Origin of the sequence: Novosphingobium rosa NBRC 15208 (assembly GCF_001598555.1) — a bacterium.
Lineage (GTDB): Bacteria > Pseudomonadota > Alphaproteobacteria > Sphingomonadales > Sphingomonadaceae > Novosphingobium > Novosphingobium rosa.
In genome coordinates this window covers 41,624-62,816 of record NZ_BCZE01000037.1, presented here as the reverse complement: position 1 = coordinate 62,816, position 21,193 = coordinate 41,624, and the positions used below count along the sequence as shown (strand labels likewise).

General features: G+C 64.6%; 20 protein-coding genes and 1 pseudogene. 10 read left to right on the top strand and 11 right to left on the bottom strand.

Going from position 1 to position 21,193, the window contains the following annotated elements:
• The first annotated feature begins 109 nt into the window (after positions 1–109).
• A complete protein-coding gene (locus SR3_RS15070; RefSeq protein ID WP_084455593.1) occupies positions 110–1,099 on the top strand; it encodes a sensor domain-containing diguanylate cyclase in 990 nt (329 codons plus the stop codon).
• 3 nt (positions 1,100–1,102) lie between these two features.
• Here the strand turns inward: SR3_RS15070 and SR3_RS15065 are convergent, their stop codons facing one another.
• Complete coding sequence (locus SR3_RS15065) at positions 1,103–2,254, bottom strand: HlyD family secretion protein (protein WP_157098872.1); 1,152 nt, start codon at positions 2,252–2,254, stop codon at positions 1,103–1,105.
• 106 nt (positions 2,255–2,360) lie between these two features.
• Here SR3_RS15065 and SR3_RS15060 point away from each other — a divergent pair, with 106 nt between their 5' ends.
• From SR3_RS15060 to SR3_RS15045, 4 genes are all read left to right on the top strand, one after another.
• A complete protein-coding gene (locus tag SR3_RS15060; RefSeq protein WP_245653935.1) occupies positions 2,361–3,962 on the top strand; it encodes a DHA2 family efflux MFS transporter permease subunit in 1,602 nt (533 codons plus the stop codon).
• Positions 3,963–4,035: 73 nt separating this feature from the next.
• Positions 4,036–5,439, top strand: coding sequence for an efflux transporter outer membrane subunit (locus SR3_RS15055; RefSeq protein ID WP_084455597.1), 1,404 nt, complete (start codon positions 4,036–4,038; stop codon positions 5,437–5,439).
• Between the two features lie 2 nt (positions 5,440–5,441).
• Positions 5,442–6,032: a TetR/AcrR family transcriptional regulator gene (locus SR3_RS15050; protein ID WP_068087639.1), complete on the top strand. Its 591-nt coding sequence runs from the start codon at positions 5,442–5,444 to the stop codon at positions 6,030–6,032.
• Positions 6,033–6,209: 177 nt separating this feature from the next.
• Complete coding sequence (locus SR3_RS15045; RefSeq protein ID WP_245653934.1) at positions 6,210–7,364, top strand: CobW family GTP-binding protein; 1,155 nt, start codon at positions 6,210–6,212, stop codon at positions 7,362–7,364.
• Here SR3_RS15045 and SR3_RS15040 read toward each other — a convergent pair.
• The gene (locus tag SR3_RS15040; RefSeq protein WP_157098871.1) at positions 7,361–8,065 is read right to left on the bottom strand and encodes a ZIP family metal transporter; all 705 of its coding nucleotides are present in this window, start codon (positions 8,063–8,065) and stop codon (positions 7,361–7,363) included. The genes SR3_RS15045 and SR3_RS15040 overlap by 4 nt on opposite strands.
• Positions 8,066–8,404: 339 nt before the next feature.
• Here SR3_RS15040 and SR3_RS15035 point away from each other — a divergent pair, with 339 nt between their 5' ends.
• The 4 genes and pseudogenes from SR3_RS15035 (at position 8,405) to SR3_RS15025 (ending at position 10,657) form a co-directional block, all read left to right on the top strand.
• Positions 8,405–9,091 carry a CHAP domain-containing protein gene (locus SR3_RS15035; RefSeq protein ID WP_245653933.1) on the top strand — a complete coding sequence of 229 codons (687 nt, stop codon included), beginning with the start codon at positions 8,405–8,407 and terminating at the stop codon, positions 9,089–9,091.
• Between the two features lie 114 nt (positions 9,092–9,205).
• Positions 9,206–9,483 (top strand): annotated as a pseudogene (locus SR3_RS32815) (SbmA/BacA-like family transporter).
• Between the two features lie 14 nt (positions 9,484–9,497).
• A complete protein-coding gene (locus tag SR3_RS15030; protein ID WP_157098870.1) occupies positions 9,498–9,905 on the top strand; it encodes a thiol-disulfide oxidoreductase DCC family protein in 408 nt (135 codons plus the stop codon).
• 77 nt (positions 9,906–9,982) lie between these two features.
• A complete protein-coding gene (locus tag SR3_RS15025; protein ID WP_157098869.1) occupies positions 9,983–10,657 on the top strand; it encodes a DsbA family protein in 675 nt (224 codons plus the stop codon).
• Between the two features lie 71 nt (positions 10,658–10,728).
• Here SR3_RS15025 and SR3_RS15020 read toward each other — a convergent pair whose 3' ends face one another.
• From SR3_RS15020 to SR3_RS14980, 9 genes are all read right to left on the bottom strand, one after another.
• Entirely contained in the window at positions 10,729–13,770 is a 3,042-nt protein-coding gene (locus SR3_RS15020; protein ID WP_068087630.1) for a TonB-dependent receptor domain-containing protein, read from the bottom strand.
• 373 nt (positions 13,771–14,143) lie between these two features.
• On the bottom strand, positions 14,144–15,106 hold the full coding sequence (gene pip, locus SR3_RS15015; RefSeq protein ID WP_068087627.1) for a prolyl aminopeptidase: 963 nt from the start codon (positions 15,104–15,106) through the stop codon (positions 14,144–14,146).
• Between the two features lie 6 nt (positions 15,107–15,112).
• Positions 15,113–16,198, bottom strand: coding sequence for a pyrroloquinoline quinone biosynthesis protein PqqE (gene pqqE / locus SR3_RS15010; RefSeq protein ID WP_084455590.1), 1,086 nt, complete (start codon positions 16,196–16,198; stop codon positions 15,113–15,115).
• A complete protein-coding gene (gene pqqD, locus SR3_RS15005; RefSeq protein ID WP_068087625.1) occupies positions 16,195–16,467 on the bottom strand; it encodes a pyrroloquinoline quinone biosynthesis peptide chaperone PqqD in 273 nt (90 codons plus the stop codon). Before pqqD ends, pqqE begins: the two co-directional genes overlap by 4 nt.
• Positions 16,468–16,470: 3 nt before the next feature.
• Positions 16,471–17,202, bottom strand: coding sequence for a pyrroloquinoline-quinone synthase PqqC (pqqC, locus tag SR3_RS15000; protein WP_068087622.1), 732 nt, complete (start codon positions 17,200–17,202; stop codon positions 16,471–16,473).
• On the bottom strand, positions 17,199–18,101 hold the full coding sequence (pqqB, locus tag SR3_RS14995; protein ID WP_068087619.1) for a pyrroloquinoline quinone biosynthesis protein PqqB: 903 nt from the start codon (positions 18,099–18,101) through the stop codon (positions 17,199–17,201). Before pqqB ends, pqqC begins: the two co-directional genes overlap by 4 nt.
• A gap of 9 nt (positions 18,102–18,110) precedes the next feature.
• Positions 18,111–18,194: a pyrroloquinoline quinone precursor peptide PqqA gene (gene pqqA / locus SR3_RS32810; protein ID WP_068087616.1), complete on the bottom strand. Its 84-nt coding sequence runs from the start codon at positions 18,192–18,194 to the stop codon at positions 18,111–18,113.
• A 271-nt stretch (positions 18,195–18,465) separates the two neighbouring features.
• A complete protein-coding gene (locus SR3_RS14985) occupies positions 18,466–19,104 on the bottom strand; it encodes a hypothetical protein (RefSeq protein ID WP_068087613.1) in 639 nt (212 codons plus the stop codon).
• 25 nt (positions 19,105–19,129) lie between these two features.
• Positions 19,130–20,113 carry a sterol desaturase family protein gene (locus SR3_RS14980; RefSeq protein WP_068087610.1) on the bottom strand — a complete coding sequence of 328 codons (984 nt, stop codon included), beginning with the start codon at positions 20,111–20,113 and terminating at the stop codon, positions 19,130–19,132.
• A 147-nt stretch (positions 20,114–20,260) separates the two neighbouring features.
• Here SR3_RS14980 and SR3_RS14975 point away from each other — a divergent pair, with 147 nt between their 5' ends.
• A complete protein-coding gene (locus tag SR3_RS14975; RefSeq protein ID WP_068087690.1) occupies positions 20,261–21,187 on the top strand; it encodes a LysR family transcriptional regulator in 927 nt (308 codons plus the stop codon).
• The last annotated feature ends 6 nt before the right edge of the window (positions 21,188–21,193 follow it).

Here is a 21,193-nt window from a genome sequence, read left to right as displayed (position 1 = left end):
GCAACCTCCGCCTAAACCGATATCAGCGACGTTTGGTTAGCCTCCCCACCATTCCAAAGCCCTGCTTCGGTCGGCCAAGGATGTGGCGTCGACAAGGGGCAGGGAACCTATGCTGTCATGGATCAGAACCCTGCTGGGCGGCGGACGCAAGGCCGAACTGGCCCGCAAGGAGGCCGCCACCTTCCGCATGCTGGCCGAGCACAACAATGACGTGATCTTCCGCTGCAGCGCCCGGGGAATCGCCCATTACGTCTCCCCCTCCGCCGAGCGCGTGCTGGGCTGGCCCGCAGACGAGATCATCGGCAAAGGCCCCGCCGATTTCGTCCTGCCCGAGGATCTGCCACTGATCATGGCGGCCCAGTCGCAGCATCAGGAGGGCGATGAAAGCAGTCCGCCCCTCGCCTATCGCGTGCGCCGCAAGGATGACACGGTGGTCTGGGTGGAGGGCAGCGCGCGCCGGGTCATCGCTCCCGAGAGCGGCGAGCACGAGCTGGTGATCGTGATGCGCGACATCACCGAGCGCAAACAACTGGAGGAACAGCTCTCCCGCCTCGCCATGACCGATGGCCTGACCGGCCTTGCCAACCGCCGCGCCTTCGATGCCGCGCTGGACCATGAATGGCTGCGCACCCGGCGCGGCAATGGGCAGCTTTCGCTGCTGCTGATGGACCTCGACCATTTCAAGGCCTTCAACGACCGCTATGGCCATCAGGTGGGCGACGATTGCCTGCGCGCGGTGGCCTCGGCGATCCAGTCGGCGCTGCGCCGCCCCGCCGATCTGGCCGCGCGCTATGGCGGCGAGGAACTGGCGGTGATCCTGCCCGACACCGACGCCGCAGGCGCGGTGCAGGTGGCCGAGGCGATCCGCAACGCCGTGCAGGCTCTGGCCATCCCGCATAGCGAGAACGCGGGCGGCATCGTGACGATCAGCACCGGCGTGGCCACGGCCCTGTCGCGCACGGGGGCCTCGATCCAGATGCCCTCCTCCTTGCTTCAGGCCGCCGATACCGCGCTCTACAAGGCCAAGAGCAACGGGCGCAACCGGGTGGAAACCGCCCTGCTGCTCAGCGGCGAAGGCTCCCCTTCCGCCGCTGCGTGACGGTCAATCGCCGACCTTCACCCTGGCCGTCACCGACAGGCCGGGCCGCAGCAGTTCCGCCCCGGCCTGACTGCCATCGAAGCGGATACGCACCGGCACGCGCTGCACGATCTTGGTGAAATTGCCCGTGCCCGGCTCGAAGGGCAGCAGGGAAAAGCTTGAGCCCGATCCGGGCGCGATGCTCTCCACCGTGCCGCGCAGGCCATGACCCAGCGCATCGACCGCAATGGTGACGCTCTGCCCCACGCGCATATGGCGCATCTGCGTCTCCTTGAAATTGGCGGTGATGTAGAGGGCATGCATCGGCACCAGCGTCAGCAGGCGAGAGCCGGGCTGCACATAATCGCCCACCCGCACCTGCCGGTTGCCCACCACCCCATCCACCGCCGCGCGGATCAGCGCATGGCCCTGATCCTGCCGCGCCAGATCGATGGCGGCCTGCGCCTGTTGCTGCCCGGCCAAAGCCTTGTCCAGCGCGGCTTCCAGACCGGGGCGCCTGGCCGAGGTCACACCGGATTCCCGCTGCGCCACCGCCAGCAAAGCGGCGGTTTTGGCAGCCGCCTGCTCGGCGGAAACCGCCGTGGTGCGATAGGTATCGGCATCGCGCCGCGCCACCGCGCCCGTGGCCACCAGCGTGTCGTAACGGCGACGGTCGGCATCGGCGCGCTCGGCTTCCGCCGTGCTGGAGCGGATTTGCGTGCGCGCCGCCGTCACCTGCGCGGCGTTCAACCTTTCCTCCGCCCCAAGGCTAACCAGCGCGGCGCGCGCCGAGGCGACATTGGCCCTGGCATCGGCAAGGCTGGCCTGCGCCGCCAGCAGCCTGGCATCGAACTCTTCCGGATCGATGCGCACCAGCGGATCGCCCGCATGCACCGCCTGATTGTCACGCACCAGCACCGCCGAGACCAGTCCGCGCACCTTGGGCGCCACGGAGGTCGAGTCGGCGGCGACATAGGCATCGTCGGTCGACTCGGTGGCAGGGCTCATGGCGATCCAGCCGATGCCCGCCAGGGCCACGCCCAGCGCGATGGCCGAGGCAATCACCGTACGCCGGCCGGCCCCCCCCCGCGCGGTTTCCGGCGCCTGCGCGGCGCCATGTCCGGAGGGTTCCGGCTCGGCCCGGCGGGCTGTGATCTGCTGTACCGCTTCACTCATCGAAACCTCCTGCATGCCTGGCTGACGACGCGCCCTTGCAAATATGATGATCGTCATTTAGATGATGAACATCATATTTGTCGAGATGGAATCGGAAAGGGCCGTGATGACAGCTTGGCTAAAGGGGATCGGACAGGACTGGGCGCATGATCCGCAAGGCATGCCCACGGGTCGCAAGTTCCTGATTCTGGCCGTGATGGCCTTCGGGCAATTTATGGCGCTGTTCGATATTCAGATCGTTTCGGCATCCCTGCGCGATGTGCAGGCGGGCCTGGCCGCCGGGCCAGACGAGATCAGCTGGGTGCAGACCGCCTATCTGATGGCCGAACTCGTGATGATCCCTCTCTCGGGCTATCTGGCCCATGCGATGTCGACGCGCTGGGCCTTCACCTTTTCCGCCGCCAGCTTCACCTTTTTCAGCCTGATGTGCGGCTTGAGCTGGGATATGAGCTCGATGATCGCCTTTCGCGCGGCGCAGGGCTTTACCGGCGGCACGATGGTCTCGCTGGTCTTCGCCACCGCCTTCACCATCTTCACCGGCAAACAGCGCGCGATGATCCCGGCGATTCTGGGCGCGGTCAGCGTGCTGGCCCCCACCCTTGGCCCCAGCGCGGGCGGCGCGATCACCGACTGGCTCGACTGGCGCTGGCTGTTCTTCATCAATGTGATCCCGGGGATCGTGGTGACTTTGCTGTCATCGCAGGTGATCCGCGTCGACCGCGCGCAACCCGCCCTCTTCGGCCGCATCGACTGGAGCCATCTGATCGCCATGGCGGTCTTCCTCGCGGGGCTGGAATATGTCCTTGAGGAAGGCCCCCGGCATGACTGGTTCGGCGATCAGACCATCGCCATGGCGGGCTGGTGCTCGCTGGTGGGCTTTGTGCTGTTTCTGGAGCGGTCCTTCTTCTCGCCCAATCCGCTGGTGAAGCTCAGCCCCTTTCGCCGGCCTACATTCGCCTTTGCATGCATTTTCAATCTGGTGCTTGGCGTCGGCATGTATTCGGCGGTCTATCTGGTGCCGGTCTATCTGGGGCAGGTGCGCGGGTTTGACTCGCTGCAGATCGGCGAGACGGTGATCGTTGTCGGGCTGGCGCAAATGCTCAGCGTGGTGGTGGCCGCCTCGCTCAGCCAGAAGCTGGATGCGCGAATCATGATCACGGTGGGGCTCACCTGCTTTGCGCTCAGCCTGTGGCTGTCGTCGAACATGACCAGCAACTGGGGCTTTTGGGAGCTGGCGCCCAGCCAGGCCCTGCGCGGCTTTGCGATGATGCTCTGCATCGTGCCCAGCGTGACGATGGCCCTGGCCGGTTTCCAGCCCGCCGAGCTGAAATACGCCTCCGGCCTGTTCAATCTGATGCGCAATCTGGGCGGGGCCATCGGCATCGCCGTGGTCAACACGCTGCTGCAGAACCACACGCGCATGGATAGCCTGCGTCTGGGCGAGGCCATGGCCCATGGCGCGGCTCCCATCAACGACACCATCGCCGCCATGGCCGGTCGGATGAGCGCCATCGCCCCCGATCCGCACCAGGCGCTGCTCAGCGCTCAGGGCCTGTTCGCCCGCGTGGCGGGGCGCGAGGCGCTGACTCTGGCCTTCAACGATGTGTTCCGCCTGCTGGCCTGGATGTTCATCGCCGCGCTGGTGATGGTGCCCTTCTGCCGACCGCCCGCCAACGCCGCCCCGCCGCCGCCCGATGCGGCGCACTAGAGCGTTTTCAAGCCGGATGGGCACATCCGGCGGCTCGGAAAACGCGACCAACAAAAACTTGGAGTTTTGCCCCATGAAACTGTTATCCGCATTGCTGGCCACCAGCCTGCTCACGGGCTGCACCGTCGGGCCGGATTACCGCAAACCCGATGTTGCGCTGACCGCCACCTATCATGCGCCCGCCACCATCGCCCCGGCAGAGGCGCAATGGTGGAAGCGCTTCAACGATCCTGTGCTGGACAGGCTGGTCGATCAGGCGCTGGCGCAGAATATGGACATTGCCGCAGCCGCCGCGCGGATCGATCAGGCGCGGGGCATGGCCAGGGCGGCGGGTGCGGCGCTGCTGCCCACGGTGGGCGTGGGGGCCTCGGCGGAACGCGACCATACCTCGCTGCAAACACCCTTTGGCGCCGCCTCGCGCGAACTCGGCTTCCCGCGCGACTATGCGCTCTATCAGGCAGGCGCTCAGGCCAGTTGGGAGATCGATCTCTTTGGCAGCCTCAGGCGCGGGCGTGAAGCCGCACGCGCCGATCTGGCCTCCACGCTGGCCAGCGCCGATGCGGTGCGCCTCAGCATCGCGGCGGAAACCGTCGATGCCTATCTGCAATTGCGCGGGCTTCAAGCGCGGCTGGCCGTGGCGCAGGGGCAGTTGCAGACCGAAAGGCAACTGGTCGATCTGGTGCGCCAGCAGAGCGATCAGGGCGTCGCCTCCGATCTGGCGCTCAACCGCACCTTGGGCGAGCAGCAGGGGATCGAGGCCTCCATCCCGCCGCTGCAGGCCGCGATTGCCGGGCAGATCAACCGGCTCGCCGTGCTGGGCGGCCAGCAGGCAGGCGCCGGGGCCGAAACCTTGGCCACCGCCGTGGCCATCCCGCTCGCCCCCGATCCGGGCGGCAGCATCGAGCCTGCCGAGCTGATGCGCCGCCGCCCCGATCTGGTCGCGGCGGAACGGCAGGTCGCCGCCGCCAATGCGCGGATCGGTGTCGCCATGGCCGACTACTATCCGCATCTATCGCTCGATGGCCTGCTGGGCGTGGCCACCGTGGGCGGCGCCAGCATGGTCTCCGGCAATGCGCTTCAGGCCAGCGGCGGCGGCGCCTTGCGCTGGCGGCTTTTCGATTTCGGCAAGGTCGATGCCGACGTCGCCCAAGCGCGCGGGCGTGAGGCCGAAGCGCTGGCGCTCTATCGCGGCGCGGTGCTGCAGGCCACGCAGGATGTCGAGAACGCCCTCACCCGCCTCGCTCAAGGCCGCGCCGAGATTGCCTTGCGCGAACAGCAGCTTGCATCCCTCACCAAAGCGCGCGACCAGGCGCGACAAGCCTATGGCGCCGGTGTAGTGTCGCTGATCGATGTCCTTGATGCCGATCGCGCGCTGCTCGCCGCCGCTGACCGACTGGCCATGGCGCGGGCCGACACCGCGCGGGCCAGCGTGGCGGCGATCCGCGCGCTGGGCGGCGGATGGGAGCAAAGGATCTGACGATGAGTGAAAAACTGTCCCACAAGGAACGCACCCGCGCCCGCATCCTCGACGAATCCGCCAAGGCCATGCGCGAGCATGGTTTCGACGGCATCGGCGTGGCCGCGCTGATGAAGCGCGCGGGGCTGACCCATGGCGGCTTCTACGCCCATTTCGAGAGCCGCGACGATCTGGTCGCCCATACCATCGACCGCCTCTTCGATGACAACCGCACCTCTCTGGCGCGGCATCTGGATCAGCCCGATCTCAAGGCCGGGCTGGCTGCCTATATCGACGATTACCTCTCCGAGGAGCGCATCAACTGGCGGGCGCGCGGCTGCGCGCTGACCTCGCTGATGAGCGAGGTGATCCGCCTGCCCCCTCAGGCGCGCACCGCTTTTGCCGCCGGGATCGAGCGTTTCCGCAACCGCCTGCGCGATACGCTGGTGGCGCTGGGCCATGAGCAGGCCGAGGAAGAGGCCACCTCCGCCCTTTCCGAAATGGTGGGCGCGGCCACGGCGGCGCGGGCGTTGGGAGAGGGCGAGATGGCTTCGGCCTTTCTCAAAACATCCCGGGATCAGATCAAGCAGAGGTTAGGATTACAGGGGGTTTAAAAGGAAATACGAGGGCCCCTTAGCGAGCGCTTGTCGCGAGCGACAAGCTATGCCTCCCTCGCGCTCCCTTTAATGTCTACCTCGCGTACAAACTACCTGTCAGGCTCTTATCCCGAGGTTGCGTCCATCGATGATACATTGTATCATTTGGCTTTCCATCGTCAGAAAGCTGATCCTTTGGCCACCTTGCTGTCCGGCGCCAAGGCGCAAATCCCTGTCTCGCTGCTCACCGGTTTTCTCGGCAGCGGGAAGACCACCCTGCTCAACACGCTGGTCCGCGATCCCCGGATGAGCCGGGCGCTGGTCATCATCAATGAGTTCGGCTCGATCGGCATCGACCATGATCTGATCGCATCCTCGAAGGAGGTGGTCGTGGAAATGTCCAGCGGCTGTCTGTGCTGCACCATTCGCGGCGATCTGGTCCGTACCCTGCGCGATGCGCCATGGCGTTTCGCCCGCGACGGCACCTGCTGGTTCGACCGCGTGGTGATCGAGACCACAGGTCTGGCCGATCCCGTGCCGATCCTCCACACGCTGATGACCGATGAACAGATCGCCTCGCTCTATCGGCTCGATGGGGTGATCGCCACCGTCGATGCCGCCACCGGCATGGCCACTTTGGACCGGCAGGAGGAAGCCGTGCGACAGGCCGCCGTCGCCGACCGGCTGGTGCTGACCAAGAGCGATCTGGTACCCCCGGCCGAAGTCGAACGCATGGAACGCAGGCTGCGCGGCATCAATCCCGCCACGCCGCTGATCCATGGGGTGCAGGGCGCGGTCGATCCGGATGTGCTGTTCGATGCCGCCCTTTACGATCCGGCGGCGCGGGGCGAGGCGGTGCAGGCATGGCTCAATGCCGAGGCCTATGCCGCCGGCCACCACCACCATGGACATCATCATCATCACGACATCAACCGGCATGACGATCATATCCGCTCGGTCTGCCTGACCTTCGACAAACCGCTCGATGGCGAGGGCGTGGAACGCTGGCTCGATACGCTGATGATGTTCGCCAGCCAGGATATTTTGCGGGTGAAAGCGATCCTCAATCTGGCCGGGGAGGCAGGGCCGATGGTGCTTCACGGCGTGCAGCATGTCTTCCATCCCCCCATGCGGCTGGACGCATGGCCGAGTGAGGATCGCCGCTCACGCATCGTCTTCATCACCCGCGATCTGGATGAGGAGGCGCTGCGCTCCACGCTGGGGCTGCTGACCCAAAACCTCAACCGCTTTTCGGTCTATGGCCCGGAAGGATCGGAGTTGACAGGCATGAGCCCGCAGTTTCAGCCTCTGGCGTCAAACGGCGGCGGGCTTTTCGATCTGGCGCGTTAAAAGGCTCCGATCAGCCGGGTGATCGCCGCCATCCCCGACAAGCCTGTGGCGACCAGCAGCGTGGCCGCCCAGACGGGGCATCGCTCCAGACTGTCGGGGATGAGATGGAAGGCGGCGATAAAGAGGAAGATGCCGCCCATCCCGGCCAGCAGGGCAGACAGTGCCGGCGCCGGAAGATCGAGCGAGCCGCCCAACAGCGTGCCGATCAGCGGCGCAACCGCATTGAACGCCAGCCACCAGCGAGCCCTGCCCCTCCCGCCCGAGAGGCTAACGATGTTGACGCCATCGGCCAGATCATGCGCCAGAATCGCCAGCGCCACCAACCAGCCGGCCGTACTGGTGAGCTGAAACGCCAGAGCGATGCTCGCGCCGTCCATCAGGCTGTGCAACACCAGAAACAGCGGCATGATCGTGCCGCGCTGGCCTCTCATGCCCGCCCGTGCGATGCGCGCCAGAGCAAGGCAAGCGATCAGAACCGCCAAGGTGATCAGCAGAGGCCAGAGCGTGGCCGGGCCATGCAGGGCCAACGCTTCGGGCAGCAGATCGAAAAGCGCCGCCCCCACCACCATCCCCGCCGCAAAGGCCTGAAACAGCCCGACGCGGGCAGGCATGCGCAGCACCAACTGCCCCCCGGCAAAGGCGGAGCATCCCGCCAGGGCTCCGAACAGCGGCGGCCAGACGGCAATCAGTTCCATGGGCATGAGCCGGATCGTGAGGCGTGGGCAGGAGTTGGCCTCATCGGCTGGAAAGGAAATTTCGACACGCACGCCATCCGCCATTCATGATACAATGTTACATATGTGGCGTTTTCGCATGTCTTCAAGGCTTTGCCTGACATTTTTCGTTTAGGGCGCCCGTGCCGGACCTGTCGCCTATCATCGCGGTTATGGTGACCAGCATGCCAGGCCGCACCGCAACGCCAGCAGAAAACCTCGCCCAACCGTGAGAGAAACGCGGTTAACGGTGGAACCGCAAACTATCTTGATTCAGGAAATGTTATATTATAACTTTAATTCGGGATCGCTTCGGGAGTTACCAGAGTGCTTGGTTTTGATGCGGCGCGGGCGGGCGCCGTCAATGCTGTGCGAGCATGCCTTGGCAAAACCGGCGCGCTGGCTCTGCACGGCTGCATGGCTCTGGCGATGATGCTGGCAGCAACGGCGCAGGCGCAGGCCGGGGTGCTGCAATGCGTACCCTTTGCGCGGGCCATGTCCGGCATCAACATCCATGGCGATGCCGACAGCTGGTGGAGCCAAGCCGCCCATCAGTTCGGCCGCGGGCTGACGCCCAAAGTCGGCGCGGTGCTGGCCTTTCGGGCGACCTCGGTGATGCCGCATGGTCATGTCGCCGTGGTGGATGCCATCCTCGATGACCGGCATATCCTGCTGGACCACGCCAACTGGTCTCAGCCCGGGCTGATCGAGCAGGGCGTGCTGGCCGTCGACACCTCCGCGGCGGGCGACTGGAGCGAGGTGCGCGTGTGGTACGGCCCGGTCCATGGCTTGGGCAGCCGCGAGAGCCCGGCCTATGGCTTTATCTATGGCAGCGCCGCCAAACCGACTGTCACCGCCTTCGACCGCGCTTTCGCCGCGATGGGCGCCCCGGCGCAGCCGGAAGCCCCGGCAAGCGCTGCCGATTACGCCCCAGCTGACCGCTTCGCCATCATGGACGAACGCCCGGTGCCGCAAAGCGCCCTCGCCAGCGCCGAAACCGCCCTCACGCGCTGATCGCCATTCATGCTTCGCTGTGCAGGTCTGCGCCCTGTCTCTGGTTCTATGCTTATTTCTGGCTGTGCGCCGCGCTGCTGGCGCTGATCGGCATCCGCCTGCCCGGACCAGCGGGTGGAGGCCGCCTATCGCAAGGAGCTGGTCTATGGCGAGGACGATCCCCTGCGCGCGCAGCCGCCGACACTGGCCACGCTGTTCGACGGCATGCGCAGGAATTACGTCCGGCTCTATCTGCACTATGCCTTTTCACGCTGGGCCTGCTGCAACAGATTCTGAACGCTTTCGATCAGCTGCGCGGCGCGCTGCAATATCACGTCAATTCATGGACGACCATCGTGGAGATGGCCTCGATCCACAAGCGTCTGCGGCCCTTTGAAGCGGCGGCGCGGTGATGGTATGGGGCCTTATGCCCCTGCCAGACGGCCACCCCATCATCGTCTTCGATGCGCAATGCGTGCTGTGTTCGGCCCATGCCCGGTTCGTGCTGCGCCATGACCGGCGCGGGCATTTCCTGCTGGCATCGATGCAGGGCGAGGCTGGCGCGGCGCTCTACCGGCGCTTCGGCATCGATCCCGCCGATCCCGACACGCTGATCGTGGTCGAGGGCGATCGGGCCCGGCGCGACAGCGATGCCATCATCGCCATCTGGTCGGGCCTGGGCTGGCCATGGCGGGCGCTGGGCCTGCTGCGGCTGATGCCGCGCGGGCTGCGTGATCGGGTGTATCGCTGGGTCGCCCGCCATCGCTACCGCCTGTTCGGGCGACGTGACAGCTGCTGGGCTCCGGACGGCGCCCAGGCGGGGCGGCTGCTGTAAGCGACGAACGGGCTTGCCTTGCCCATACCTGCTTTCCTAGGGAAGCCCCTCAAGATGATGCTGAAAGGCCAAGACGCGTGAAAAAGCCCTCCCTCAAGACCTGTGTCGCCACGGCCGCCGCGCTGATGCTGAGCGGCATGGCGGCCCTGGGGGCCAACACCGCTGCCTCGGCCCAGAACAGCGTCGAGAACACGCGTGACCGCATCCTCGACAGCCTGCAGAACGATCCCGACGTGCCCAAGGTCGCGCCTGCCGGTTACGATGCCACGATCATCATCTTTTCCGACTATCAATGCCCCTATTGCCACCAGATCCACCCCACGCTGGAAAAGCTGCTGCGCGAGGACCGCAAGCTGCGCATCGTCTATCGCGACTGGCCGATCTTCGGCGCGGTCTCCACCGAGGCGGCGCGGGCGGCGATGGCCTCGCGCTATCAGGGCAAGCATGCGGCCTTCAACGATGCCCTGCTCAGCACCAAAGGCAGGCTGAGCAGCGAGGGCATCCGTCAGGCCGCCGCCAGCGCCGGGGTGGACTGGGCGCGTTTGCAGGCCGATCTTGCCAGGCACCGCACCGAAATCAACGGCGCCATCGCCCGCACCGATCATTACGCGCGGATCATCGGCCTGTCGGGCACGCCCGCGCTGATCGTCGATTCCTATCTGCTGCCCGGCGCGGTCAGCGAGGAGACGCTGAAGGAAGCTGTGCAGCATGCGCGGCGCAATCAGGCAGCCCGTGCGGCAGAGCAGATCTGAGGGTACAGGCGTAGAAACATGAAACGCCGCGGTTGCTGCCAACCGCGGCGTTCAGCTTCCAAGGCGCGGGATCAGAACTTGATCCCGGCGCTCACCCGGAAATAGCGACCCATGATGGCGCTGTAATAGCGCTGGACATTCACCGTATAGGGGAACGGCAATCCGCGATCGAACACATTGTTCACCATGAAGCGGAGGTTCACATTCTGATTCACATCGACACCCACCGAGGTGTTGAAGGTCACATAGGAATGGATCACCGGATACTGGTAAGCGGAGTCCGGCGAGTTGGGATTGACCTTCGTGGACCCATAATAGATCCCCTGCACCATCCAGTTGAAGGCCTTGCGCGAGTAATTCGCCGTCGCCGTGAAGGTGTTCGCCGGATCCTTCGACTGCCCGGCCACCTGTTGCAGATCGCCCGAACCGATGCGGTAATAGTGGCGGAAGGTGTGCAGGTAATTGACATGCAGATCCAGCACGCCCGCCGAGGAGGTCAGCCCCAGCCGCTCCAGCGGCAGGGTGTAGGCCAGATTACCCTGCAGCGCGCGGAAGACCTCTTGCCCGATGTTGTAATAACCCGAGGCAAAGGAGGTCACCTGACCCGCGCTGTTGCGCGTAAAGGCGCGGCAATAGGGGCTGGACAGCGAGGAATCATAGCAGGCTGACATCAGATCGGTCAGGCTCAGGGCCGAAATCTCGTTGCGGATGTCGATGTTGACATAGTCGGCGCTGATCTCCAGCCCGCGCAACTGCGCCGGTTGCAGCACCGCGCCCATCGTCCAGCTGTTGGCGATTTCGTTCTGCAGGCCGGGATTGCCGCCCGCCGTGCCGCGCACGCTGGCCCCCACCACCGATGAGGTGAAGGGCTGCGCAATCCCGGCAGCGGCGCAATTGGCCGCGCGGGCCGCAGGGTTGTTGCCCGCGCCGATGTAGCTCTTGTCGCAGGGATCATTGGCCAGCGAGGTCACCGTGCTGATCGGCGTGAACAGCTCCGTCACCGAAGGCGCGCGGAAGGAGCGCGTGAAATTCCCCCGGAACGTCAGGCCCTTGACCGGCGCATAGCTGCCCCCGCCGGTGTAAGAGGTGAAGCCGCCCGTCAGGCTGTGTTTCACATAGCGCACCGACGCATTGAGATCGAGCTGGGCGATCAGCGGCACATTGTTGTCGGGCGCAACGATCGGCGCGTTCAATTCGCCGAAGAATTCGTTGGTGTGGAAGCTGCCCACCACTGCGGCGATGGGCGAGGACGCGCCATAGGCCACGCGCGTGCCATTGGCCTGCAAGGCGCCCGCGAAGAAGGCGCCGGGATCGAAATTCGCGCTTTCACGGCGATACTCATAACCCGCCACACCCTTGGCGTAGCCGCCGGGCAGCTTGATGAGATCGCCCTTCACATCGGCCACCACATCGGTCTGGGTGTTGAGCTGATGGGTGAAGGCATTGGCCGTCACATAGTCGATTGCCGCCTGGCTGGCATTGCCATAGCCGAAGATGTCCAGCGGCGCGCAGGTGCTGCTGATCGTGGGATAGGCCGAATTGGTGTAACCCGACGCGCAGGTGATTTGCCCGCTGCTGTTGGTGACCGCATTGAGCGCATTGTTGAAGTTCTGGGTCACCAGTTCACGCGAGGCGGTCGATGAAGTGGAGCGGCCATAGTTGACCGTCAGATCCCAGGCGAACTGGCGCTCGCCCGCGGCGAAATCACCGTTCAGCCCGCCCACCACGCGCATCAGATCGCTGCGCGTGCGGAAGGCGCCGGTCGACAGATCGGTGTTCGCGCGCGAGAGATAGAAATGATCGGTCGGCAGGCCATAGGCCGCAAGATTGCTGATGATGGTCTGGCGGTCGGCGGCGCTCAGATAGGGGTTGGATGTGCTGAGGATCAGATTGCCGGTGGGCTGGCCCGCAGCGGCGAACTGCCGCGTGTTGTAATAGGGCTGCTTGGCCAGATTGGTGCCATTGTTGCGGCCCAGCCAGAACTCGCCGCTGAAATGGATATGGTCGGTGAAGTCGTAATGGCCCAGCAGCGTGCCTTGCAGACGCTCGGTATCGGCCAGGAAATTGTCATAGTCGCTGATGGCGAAACCGCTGCCACCCGCCTGATAGGCCGCATTGCCGGTCAACTGCCCGTTGACGAAGGGCGTCAATTGCCCGGCATTGTTGAAAGTCAGCGCCTGCCCGGCGGCATTGGTGATCCCCGCATAGGCCCGCCCGCTCAGAATCGGATAGGAATCGGCCACCATCGGCATGCCGGTGTTGGTGAAGAGACCGTAATGCAGCCCGCCATAATAGAGCTGCTGCGCATAGCTGCTGCCTGCCGTCGCCGTGCCGGTGAAGGGCCGCGTGCCGCCGATCAGGCTGGAACGGTTACCATTGGTCAGGCCATGCTGGCGATCGTAATAGACGCTGAGCGTAATATTGCCGCGCCCCTCGGCGAAATTCTTGCCGGCCAGCAGCGAGACATTGCTGTCCTGCGCGTCACCTTGCCCGGAGATGCCCTGTGAGGCGTTGACCGAAAAACCCTGATAGTTTTTCTTCAGGATAACGTTGACGGTGCCCGCAATGGCATCCGAACCATAGATCGGCGCGCCGCCCACCGAAACAGTCTCGATGCGGTCGACCAGCGCAGGCGCGATCTGCGACAGATCGACCGGCGAACCGGCCACCGCCCCCAGAACCGAACTGCTGGCCGCGCTGACGAAACGGTTGCCATTGACCAGCGTGAGCGTACGTTGCGATCCCAGATCGTAGAGATTGGCGAAGGTCTGCCCCGCGCTGTAATTGCTCTGGCTGCCGAAGGGGCTGTTGCCGGGCACGCCAAAGGCGGGCTGGTCGAGCAGCGCAATGCCCAGATTGGTGAAGCCGCGCTTGGCGATATCGTCCGCCGTCATCCGCGTGACCGGCTGCGCCGTGATGCGCGGGGTGGGGATGCGCGATCCGGTGACCACGATGGTGTCGGCCTCGGCCTGATTCTGATCGGGGGCCCCCTGATCGGAAGGGGCGCCTGCTGTCTGCGCCATGGCCATGCTGGCGGGCATCAGGCTGCAGAATGCCGCGCCGATTAACAGGCGCGTGTGCATGCGCCGCGCCTCATGGCCGAGTTCTCTCATGATCAGACCCCTGTTATTGTTGCCTGATGTCTCCCAGACAACCGAATGTTTTCATCTTCTTGCCGGCAGCAAGCCGACATGCATGTCCGTGTCATCCGGGCATGCCAGAGACCCGGCAAACCCGCGAAACGCGCGAGCCCTCTAATACTTCAATGGTAAATTTCCCCTTACCTGTCGCATTTCGACAAGGTCAGGATGATCGAAAGTCTTCGAATCACGCATGATCCGCGAGAGGCCAGGCCTTTGCAGGGAAAGCTCATGCAAGAGGGGCCATGCCGCGATGCATCAGGGGCCGGTTCGCCAACCGCCCCCTCGCGAGTCGTCATGTGTCGCGGCAATCGCTGAGGCGGTTTCCCCGCTCAGGCGGCGCCCATCAGTCTCCGGGCAACCCCGCATAAGCATCGGTGGCGCGGATCAGCCGGTCGAGAATGCCAGCTTCGGAAAAGGCATGGCCCGCGCCCTCGATCAGATGGAACTCGGCCTCGGGCCAGGCCTTGTGCAGATCCCAGGCGGTGCGCGTGGGGCAGGCCATATCGTAGCGGCCATGGACGATGGTGCCGGGAATGCCGCGCAGGCGGCTGGCATCGCGGATCAGCTGGTCGGGTTCCAGCCAGCCATGATGGACGAAATAATGGTTCTCGATCCGCGCGAAGGCCAGAGCGAAATGCGGGTCTTCAAAGCCGGAGGTGGTGTCCGGATCGGGCAGCAGGGTCAGGGTGCGGCCTTCCCACAGGGTCCAGGCCTGAGCGGCGGCAAGCCGTTCCGCCTCATTCTCGCCCGTCAGGCGCTGGCGATAGGCGGCGCGCAGATCGCCATGCTCTTCCACCGGGATCGGGGCGAGGAACGCCTCCCATTTCTCCGGATGCACTTCGGAGGCGCCGAACTGGTAATACCAGGACAGCTCCGCCTCACGCACGGTGAAGATACCACGCAGCACCAGTTCGCTCACGCGTTCGGGGTGCGTTTCAGCATAGGCCAGCCCTAGCGCCGATCCCCATGAACCGCCGAACACCAGCCACTTGTCCACCCCGGCCAGTTCGCGCAAGCGCTCGATATCGGCGACCAGATGCCAGGTGGTGTTGGCCTCCAGCCCGGCATGCGGGGTCGAGCGGCCACAGCCGCGCTGATCGAACAGCAGCACATCATAGGCTTCCGGGTCGAACAGCCGCCGATGCCTGGCCGAAATCCCGCCACCCGGCCCGCCATGCAGAAACACCGCGGGCTTGGCGCCCGGCGTGCCGCTGCGCTCGTAATAGATCACATGGCCGTCGCCGACATCGAGCGTGCCGGTTTCATAGGGTTCGATGGGCGGATAGAAGGTGCGAAGCTGCGTCATAAGCCCTTATTGCATCCTGCGCGGCACAAGTTCCAGTGCTTCAGAGGCGGCAGCCTTGGCGACAGCCTCCTCGATCCGATGATGATCGGGTGCGCGGTGGCACGCCGGATCGGTTTGCGCAGCATCCCCGGCCAGAGCCAGCGCCTGACAGCGGCAGCCGCCCCAGTCGATCTCGCGCCGGTCGCAGCTGCGGCAGGTTTCGGGCATCCAGCCGGTGCCGCGAAAGCGATTGAAAGCGTCCGATCCCAGCCAGATTTCGGCCAGAGACGCCTCCTTCACCGAGGGAAAGGTGAAGCCGGGCAAGGTCTCCGCCGCATGGCAGGGCAGCGCCTTGCCCGAGGGCGAGATGTTGATGAAACGGTTTCCCCAGCCACCCATGCAGGCCTTGGGCCGGGCAGCGTGATAATCGGGCACCACATAATCGATGGCGATCCGGCCCTTCAACCTTGCGCGGGCAGCCTCGACCACGGCGGTGGCGAAATCCAGCTGTTCGCGGCTGGGCAGCAGCGCATCGCGGTTGAGCAGCGCCCAACCGTAATATTGGGTATGGGCGATTTCCATCCGCTCGGCGCCCAACGCCTCCCCCAGAGCGATCATCGCCGCGACGCGGGCGATGTTCCGCTTGTGGATCACGAAATTGGCGGTCAGCGGCAGGCCGGAATCGCGGATACGGCGCGCCGCTTCCAGTTTCCTGGCATGGCCGCCGCGATAGCCGCCGTCATGATCGGCCTTCTGCGGATCGACGTCCTGAAAGCTGAGTTGCACATGATCGACGCCCGCCGCCATCAACCCGTCCATCGCCGCATCGCTCAGCAGCACGCCCGAGGTGATGACATTGGTGTAAAGCCCCGCCCCCGCCGCATGGGCGATCAGTTCGGGCAGATCGCGCCGCGCCATGGGCTCGCCGCCGGAGAAATGGACCTGCAGAATGCCGATCCGAGCCGCCTGATCCAGCACATGCTTCCAGTCATCGGTGGAAAGTTCCGATTTGGGCGCATCCATCCGCAGCGGGTTGGAGCAATAGGCGCATTGCAGCGGGCAGCGATGCGTGAGTTCCGCGATCAACCCCATCGGCGGCGCAGGCATGGTCATAGCTGGATGGCTCCCCTGGCCGAAAGATCATCGAGCGTGGCGATCACATCGGCCTCGATCTCCCCGCGCGGGGCATCGAAACGGGTGGCCAGATCATCGACGATGGCCTTGATGGCGCGCTCGCCATCGACCAGCTTCAGGATCTCCACCGCGATGTCATCGGGCATGAACAGCTTTTCCGGGGCCAGCAGCACCCAGCTGTCGCGCACGCTGTCGAAGCGGAATTTCACGCCGCGCCGGAAGGCGGGCACATCGCTGACGGCCCCCACCCCTCAAACCTGCGGCGCAAAGGCGCCCGGTGGGATCATCCCCGGCGCGACATAGGCCAGATAAAGCCCATCCAGCTGGCACCACAGAACATCGCATTTGAAGCGCAGCGCGCCCAGCACCGCCTGCTGCTTTTCGGCCGTATCGGCATGCTCCTTCACATAGGCCAGCGCCCATGCACTGTCCTGAGGCGCTTGCGTCAGGCGCGGGGTGAAATAGGCCAAGGTTTCGGGCTGGATAAAATCGTAATGGGCCAGCATGCCCGAAACCCGCTCGGCGATGACCTGCGGCGAGAAGAGTTCGGTCAGCGAGGAAGCCACCGCCTCCAGCAACGAACGATCCCGCACGAAATGGAGATAGGCATCCACCGCGAAACGCGTTTCGGGCAGGATCAGCGCGGCGCTTTCCACCATGGCGCGATCAAGCCCGACGCCCTCGGCCAGCTTCAGCCAGCGTTCGATGCCGCCGGGTTTGTCTCCATCGCCATCGTGGTCCTCGATGCGGCGTCGCCATTCGCGGCGCTGCCCGGCGGTGGGCAGGCGCGCCATCAAAATGGCGTCCTTGGCCGGGATCAAGGCCTGATAGTAATAGCGGTTGAGCGCCCAGGCCTGAACCTGCGCAAGGCTCAACTTGCCGTCATGCAGCAGGCGGTGGAAGGGGTGGTGGATATGGTAGCGCTCGGCGCCGATCTGGCGCAGGGCGGCTTCCAGCTCTTCGGCGGACAGCAGGGTCGTCATAGGGTAAACTCCATGCCATCCTCGGCCACGCGCCAGCCTGCGGCTTCGATCGTGGCGCGCTCGGCGCTGTCGGCCAGCAGCACCGGATTGCTGTTGTTGATATGCAAAGCGACCTTCTGCCCCACCGGCACATCGCTGAAGGCAGCCATCGTCCCCTCTGGCCCGGAGAGGCTCATATGCCCCATCCGCAGACCGGTCTTGGGGCCGAGGCCTGCGGCAACCATCTCGTCATCGCGCCAGAGCGTGCCATCGAAAAACAGCAGATCCGCGCCCGCGATCCGGGCTTTCAGCTCGGGCGTCATCGCCGCGCAGCCGGGGATATAGACCAGCCGTTTCGAACCAGCCGTGATCTCCAGACCGACAGTGGTGTCGTCCACCACGATGGGCGGCGGCTCAACCCCGCTTTCCAGATAGAGCGGCACCTTGCCGGGCACGGCGAACAGGTTTGCGATCAGATGCTTATCCAGCGCGAAAGGCCGGTCCAGCGCCTGAACCGGGCGCGCCACCACATCGCGGGCCAGCACCTCGAAGATCGGGTTGGCGTCCAGCACGGCGTGAATGCGCGAGGTGGCGTGCAGCGCGAAGGCCTGCCGCTCACGCAGCGTCAGCAAACCCGCGATCACATCCACATCGCCGCCCGTCAGCACCACCCCGCCAATCGGCGAATGGCGCAATCCCTGCCGGGGATGCAGCGCAGGCGTGGCGTTGATTTGCTGCCGCAAATCCGGCGAGGCGTTGATGATAAACCAACCCTCGCCATCGCCGCTCACAGCAATGCTGGCCTGCGTGCGCGCCAAAGCGGCTGGATCTCCGGCGCGCGCCCGCCGGCACCCTGCCCCATGCGAATTCCATTGGGGGAAGCCGCCGCCGGCCGCCGCCCCCAGCGTGATGATCCTCACCGAGGGGGCTTAGGCAGGCAGCTCCGCGGAGGCATAACAATTGATCTCGGCGCCGAGCACGATTTCGCGGATTTTGGGCGTCTTCCACTTCATATGCACTCTCCTTGATTGTTTTATCCTCGGCATGTTGGCTGCCGGGATTCGCATGCTAACCGATGTGGAAGAAGCCGCGATAGGACCAAGGTACAGGATGCGGTGAACCGGGCCGAACCTCCGATCAGACCCGCTCAGAGCCTTTCGCACATCGGGCCTTTGGCGCCGCTAAAGCCGCCGCCTGGCCGCGATGTCATCCATCAAGCGCAAGCGACGGAAACTGCGTCGAGGCGTCGAACGTCTGTGACAGTGAGTGGGGCGACCTCTTTCGTCAACCTGCTAACGCCATAGGTGGTTGATCACCCGTCCCAAGCAGCTCTTTTCTGAACAAGGATCTGACCAACCTGCCTTCCAGAACCCGCCCAACGACATAAAGCACCGCAAACATCGCTGCGAACACATAGGCGGACGTAGGCGAAGCCTTCTTCTTATCGTCTTCGCCGTCCTTGCCGTCCGGCTTCGGCTTTTCAGGAGCGGGGCTGCCCAGCATCTTATCGATGGGGTTCTGCGGCAGTTCCACCAGCTTCTTCTGCTGCTTGTGAGCGCCTGCGGCCTGAGCCGCCGGTTTCTCCCACCGGCCAAGCGCGACGGTCAATTGCGCAAAGGCCAGAAACAGCAGTGGCGCAAGAAAGCAAAACAGCAGCGCCCGGCTGGCCAGACGGTAATGCAGCACCGGCCCGACCACGCCATCCCGGATCTGCAGCACGCCGCCATCGAACACCGACATGCTGTCCTGCGCGGCCTGATCCTTCTTGGTGAAGGTCAGCGTGTCGCCGATGCGCGAGCGCGTGGTGCCACCCTGGCGGAACAGCGGATCGAGCCGACCGAAGGCCTCCTCGCCCGATTGCCCGGGGGCCAGCGGCAGGCTGCCCCGAACATGCCATATCCAGTCGATCCAATGCGCTTTCACGGCAGAAACCCTTCCAAATTGCGCCTTATTCGGCGGGCATGACCTCGGCAGGGCGCGAAAAGCGGTCCTTGATCGCTTTCCAGCCCTCGGTGAAGGGATAGGTCATCTGCTCGCGGATCGACATGCGGCGGCCGCCTTCCATCCCCAGCAACTCAGCCTCGCCATCGACGCAAGTGCCGAACATGCGGTCGATGAAAATGTAGGTGCCGGAATAATTGCTGCGGCTGGCCTCGAAATCCTGCGAGTGATGCACGCTGTGATGCTCGGTGGTGTTGAAGACAAAGCGCCACCAGCGCGGCGTGTTGAACCGCACATTGATATGCTGATAGGTGCTGACCGCCATGCCGATCGCCCCCGCCAGCAGCGCGGCGCGCGGCAGGAAATCGAAAAAGCCGCCCACGCCCAGCCCGATCAGGAAGATCTCGACCGGATTGCCCACCGCGCCCTTGTTGATGTTGAGCTGGGTGATGTAGTGATGCACCGAATGGGGCAGCCACAGCGGATACCAGTTGTGCATGCCGCGATGCATCCAGTACTGGCCGAAATCGAAGATGAAGGAGATCAGGAAGGCCTGCACCAGCAGCGGCATCCCCATGAACCAGGTGAATTTGTCCCAGTCGAAAGCATGCTGCACCGCCTTGGTCATCACGCCCGAGCCGATGTAGCCGTTCACCAGCCGCACCAGCGTGTAGCCCAGCCCGACATAGAACAGATCGGTCACCAGCTCCTTCCAGGTCAGCCGCCAGCTGCGATGGCGCGGATTGACCCATTCCAGCCCCAGCAGCAACACCTTGAACCCGATGCCGATCCCCACCGCGGTGGAGGTCTTGGCGATGGAATTGGGCACATAATACCAGAACAGGATCAGCGCGAAGAGCATCGTGGGCTGAAACCAGGTGAAGACAAAGCGCTTGAGCGGACCGCCCTCAACGCGGGGAATGTTCTCCCACCCTACCGTCACCGGCGCCTGAGCCCCGATCAGCCTTTTGCCGACACGAACCGCTTCCATAAGGCTTTCCTTGTGATTTTGGCCTCACCATGGGGCGGCAGCTTCATAAAAGCCCCCCCATCACGCCAGAGGCCAATATCTTATGCAGGCCATAGATACGCTCTATGCCCCAGTGCATCGCGCGAGGATTTGCGCGACTTTCCGCCCATGCCGATCAGTGACAAGAAATTCGCCAGCCGCGTCGACTGGAATCTGATGCGCACCTTCGTGGACATCGTGCGCGCAGGCGGCATCGGCGCCGCGGCGCGCCAGCTCAACCGGCAGCAGCCCAGCATCAGCGCGGCGCTCAAACGCCTGGAGGAAAGCGTCGGCGCCACGCTGCTTCACCGTACCGCCACCGGCGTCGAGATGACCACGGCTGGCCGCGCAATGATGACGCTGTGCGAGGATATGCTCGAATCGGCGCGGATGATGCCGCATCAGATCGCCCAGGCCACCAAGCGGGTGGAAGGCATCGTGCGCATCCAGATCATCTCGGGCCTGGTCTCGCCCGAATTCGACGAGGCCATCGCCAGCTTCCATGTCCGCAATCCCGACATCCATATCGAAATCCGCGTCTCGCCCTGGCGGCAGGTGCTCGACGCCATCGAGCAGGGCGAGGTGGAGATCGGCGTGGGCTATGACCACAATGTGCGCGGCTCGCTGATCTATGAGCCGCTGTTCACCGAACGCCAGCAATTGTACTGCGCGCGCAACCACCGCCTTTTCGGCTATCGCGTCGGTCGCCTCAACGAATTGAAGGATGAAGGCTTCGTCCTCACCGGCGAGGACGAAATCGAGACCATCACCCAATTGCGCCGCCGCTATCGGCTGGGCAAGAAGGTCAGCGGCATGGCCGAGGACATCAATGAGGCGCGGCGCCTGATCCTGCAGGGCGTGGGCATCGGCTTTCTGCCGATCATGGCGGTGGAGGATGAGGTGGCCAAGCGCAAGCTGTGGCCGATGCTCCACACCGAATTCGAGCCATCCTACGAGCTGTTCCTGCTGGCCCGCGCCGAGCCCGCGCGTGACACGGCCACTCAGCTTTTCCTCGATGAAGTGGTGCGGCGCATCCGCGCGCAGCGCCGATCCTAGGGGGGG

What these genes read in the sequence shown, in the direction of transcription:
- SR3_RS15070 (WP_084455593.1), top strand. Translation starts at nt 110, where the DNA reads ATGCTGTCATGGATCAGAACCCTGCTGGGCGGCGGACGCAAGGCCGAA.
- SR3_RS15065 (WP_157098872.1), bottom strand. Translation starts at nt 2,254, where the DNA reads ATGAGTGAAGCGGTACAGCAGATCACAGCCCGCCGGGCCGAGCCGGAA.
- SR3_RS15060 (WP_245653935.1), top strand. Translation starts at nt 2,361, where the DNA reads ATGACAGCTTGGCTAAAGGGGATCGGACAGGACTGGGCGCATGATCCG.
- SR3_RS15055 (WP_084455597.1), top strand. Translation starts at nt 4,036, where the DNA reads ATGAAACTGTTATCCGCATTGCTGGCCACCAGCCTGCTCACGGGCTGC.
- SR3_RS15050 (WP_068087639.1), top strand. Translation starts at nt 5,442, where the DNA reads ATGAGTGAAAAACTGTCCCACAAGGAACGCACCCGCGCCCGCATCCTC.
- SR3_RS15040 (WP_157098871.1), bottom strand. Translation starts at nt 8,065, where the DNA reads ATGCCCATGGAACTGATTGCCGTCTGGCCGCCGCTGTTCGGAGCCCTG.
- SR3_RS15030 (WP_157098870.1), top strand. Translation starts at nt 9,498, where the DNA reads ATGCCCCTGCCAGACGGCCACCCCATCATCGTCTTCGATGCGCAATGC.
- SR3_RS15020 (WP_068087630.1), bottom strand. Translation starts at nt 13,770, where the DNA reads ATGAGAGAACTCGGCCATGAGGCGCGGCGCATGCACACGCGCCTGTTA.
- pip (WP_068087627.1), bottom strand. Translation starts at nt 15,106, where the DNA reads ATGACGCAGCTTCGCACCTTCTATCCGCCCATCGAACCCTATGAAACC.
- pqqE (WP_084455590.1), bottom strand. Translation starts at nt 16,198, where the DNA reads ATGACCATGCCTGCGCCGCCGATGGGGTTGATCGCGGAACTCACGCAT.
- pqqC (WP_068087622.1), bottom strand. Translation starts at nt 17,202, where the DNA reads ATGACGACCCTGCTGTCCGCCGAAGAGCTGGAAGCCGCCCTGCGCCAG.
- pqqA (WP_068087616.1), bottom strand. Translation starts at nt 18,194, where the DNA reads ATGAAGTGGAAGACGCCCAAAATCCGCGAAATCGTGCTCGGCGCCGAG.
- SR3_RS14980 (WP_068087610.1), bottom strand. Translation starts at nt 20,113, where the DNA reads ATGGAAGCGGTTCGTGTCGGCAAAAGGCTGATCGGGGCTCAGGCGCCG.
- SR3_RS14975 (WP_068087690.1), top strand. Translation starts at nt 20,261, where the DNA reads ATGCCGATCAGTGACAAGAAATTCGCCAGCCGCGTCGACTGGAATCTG.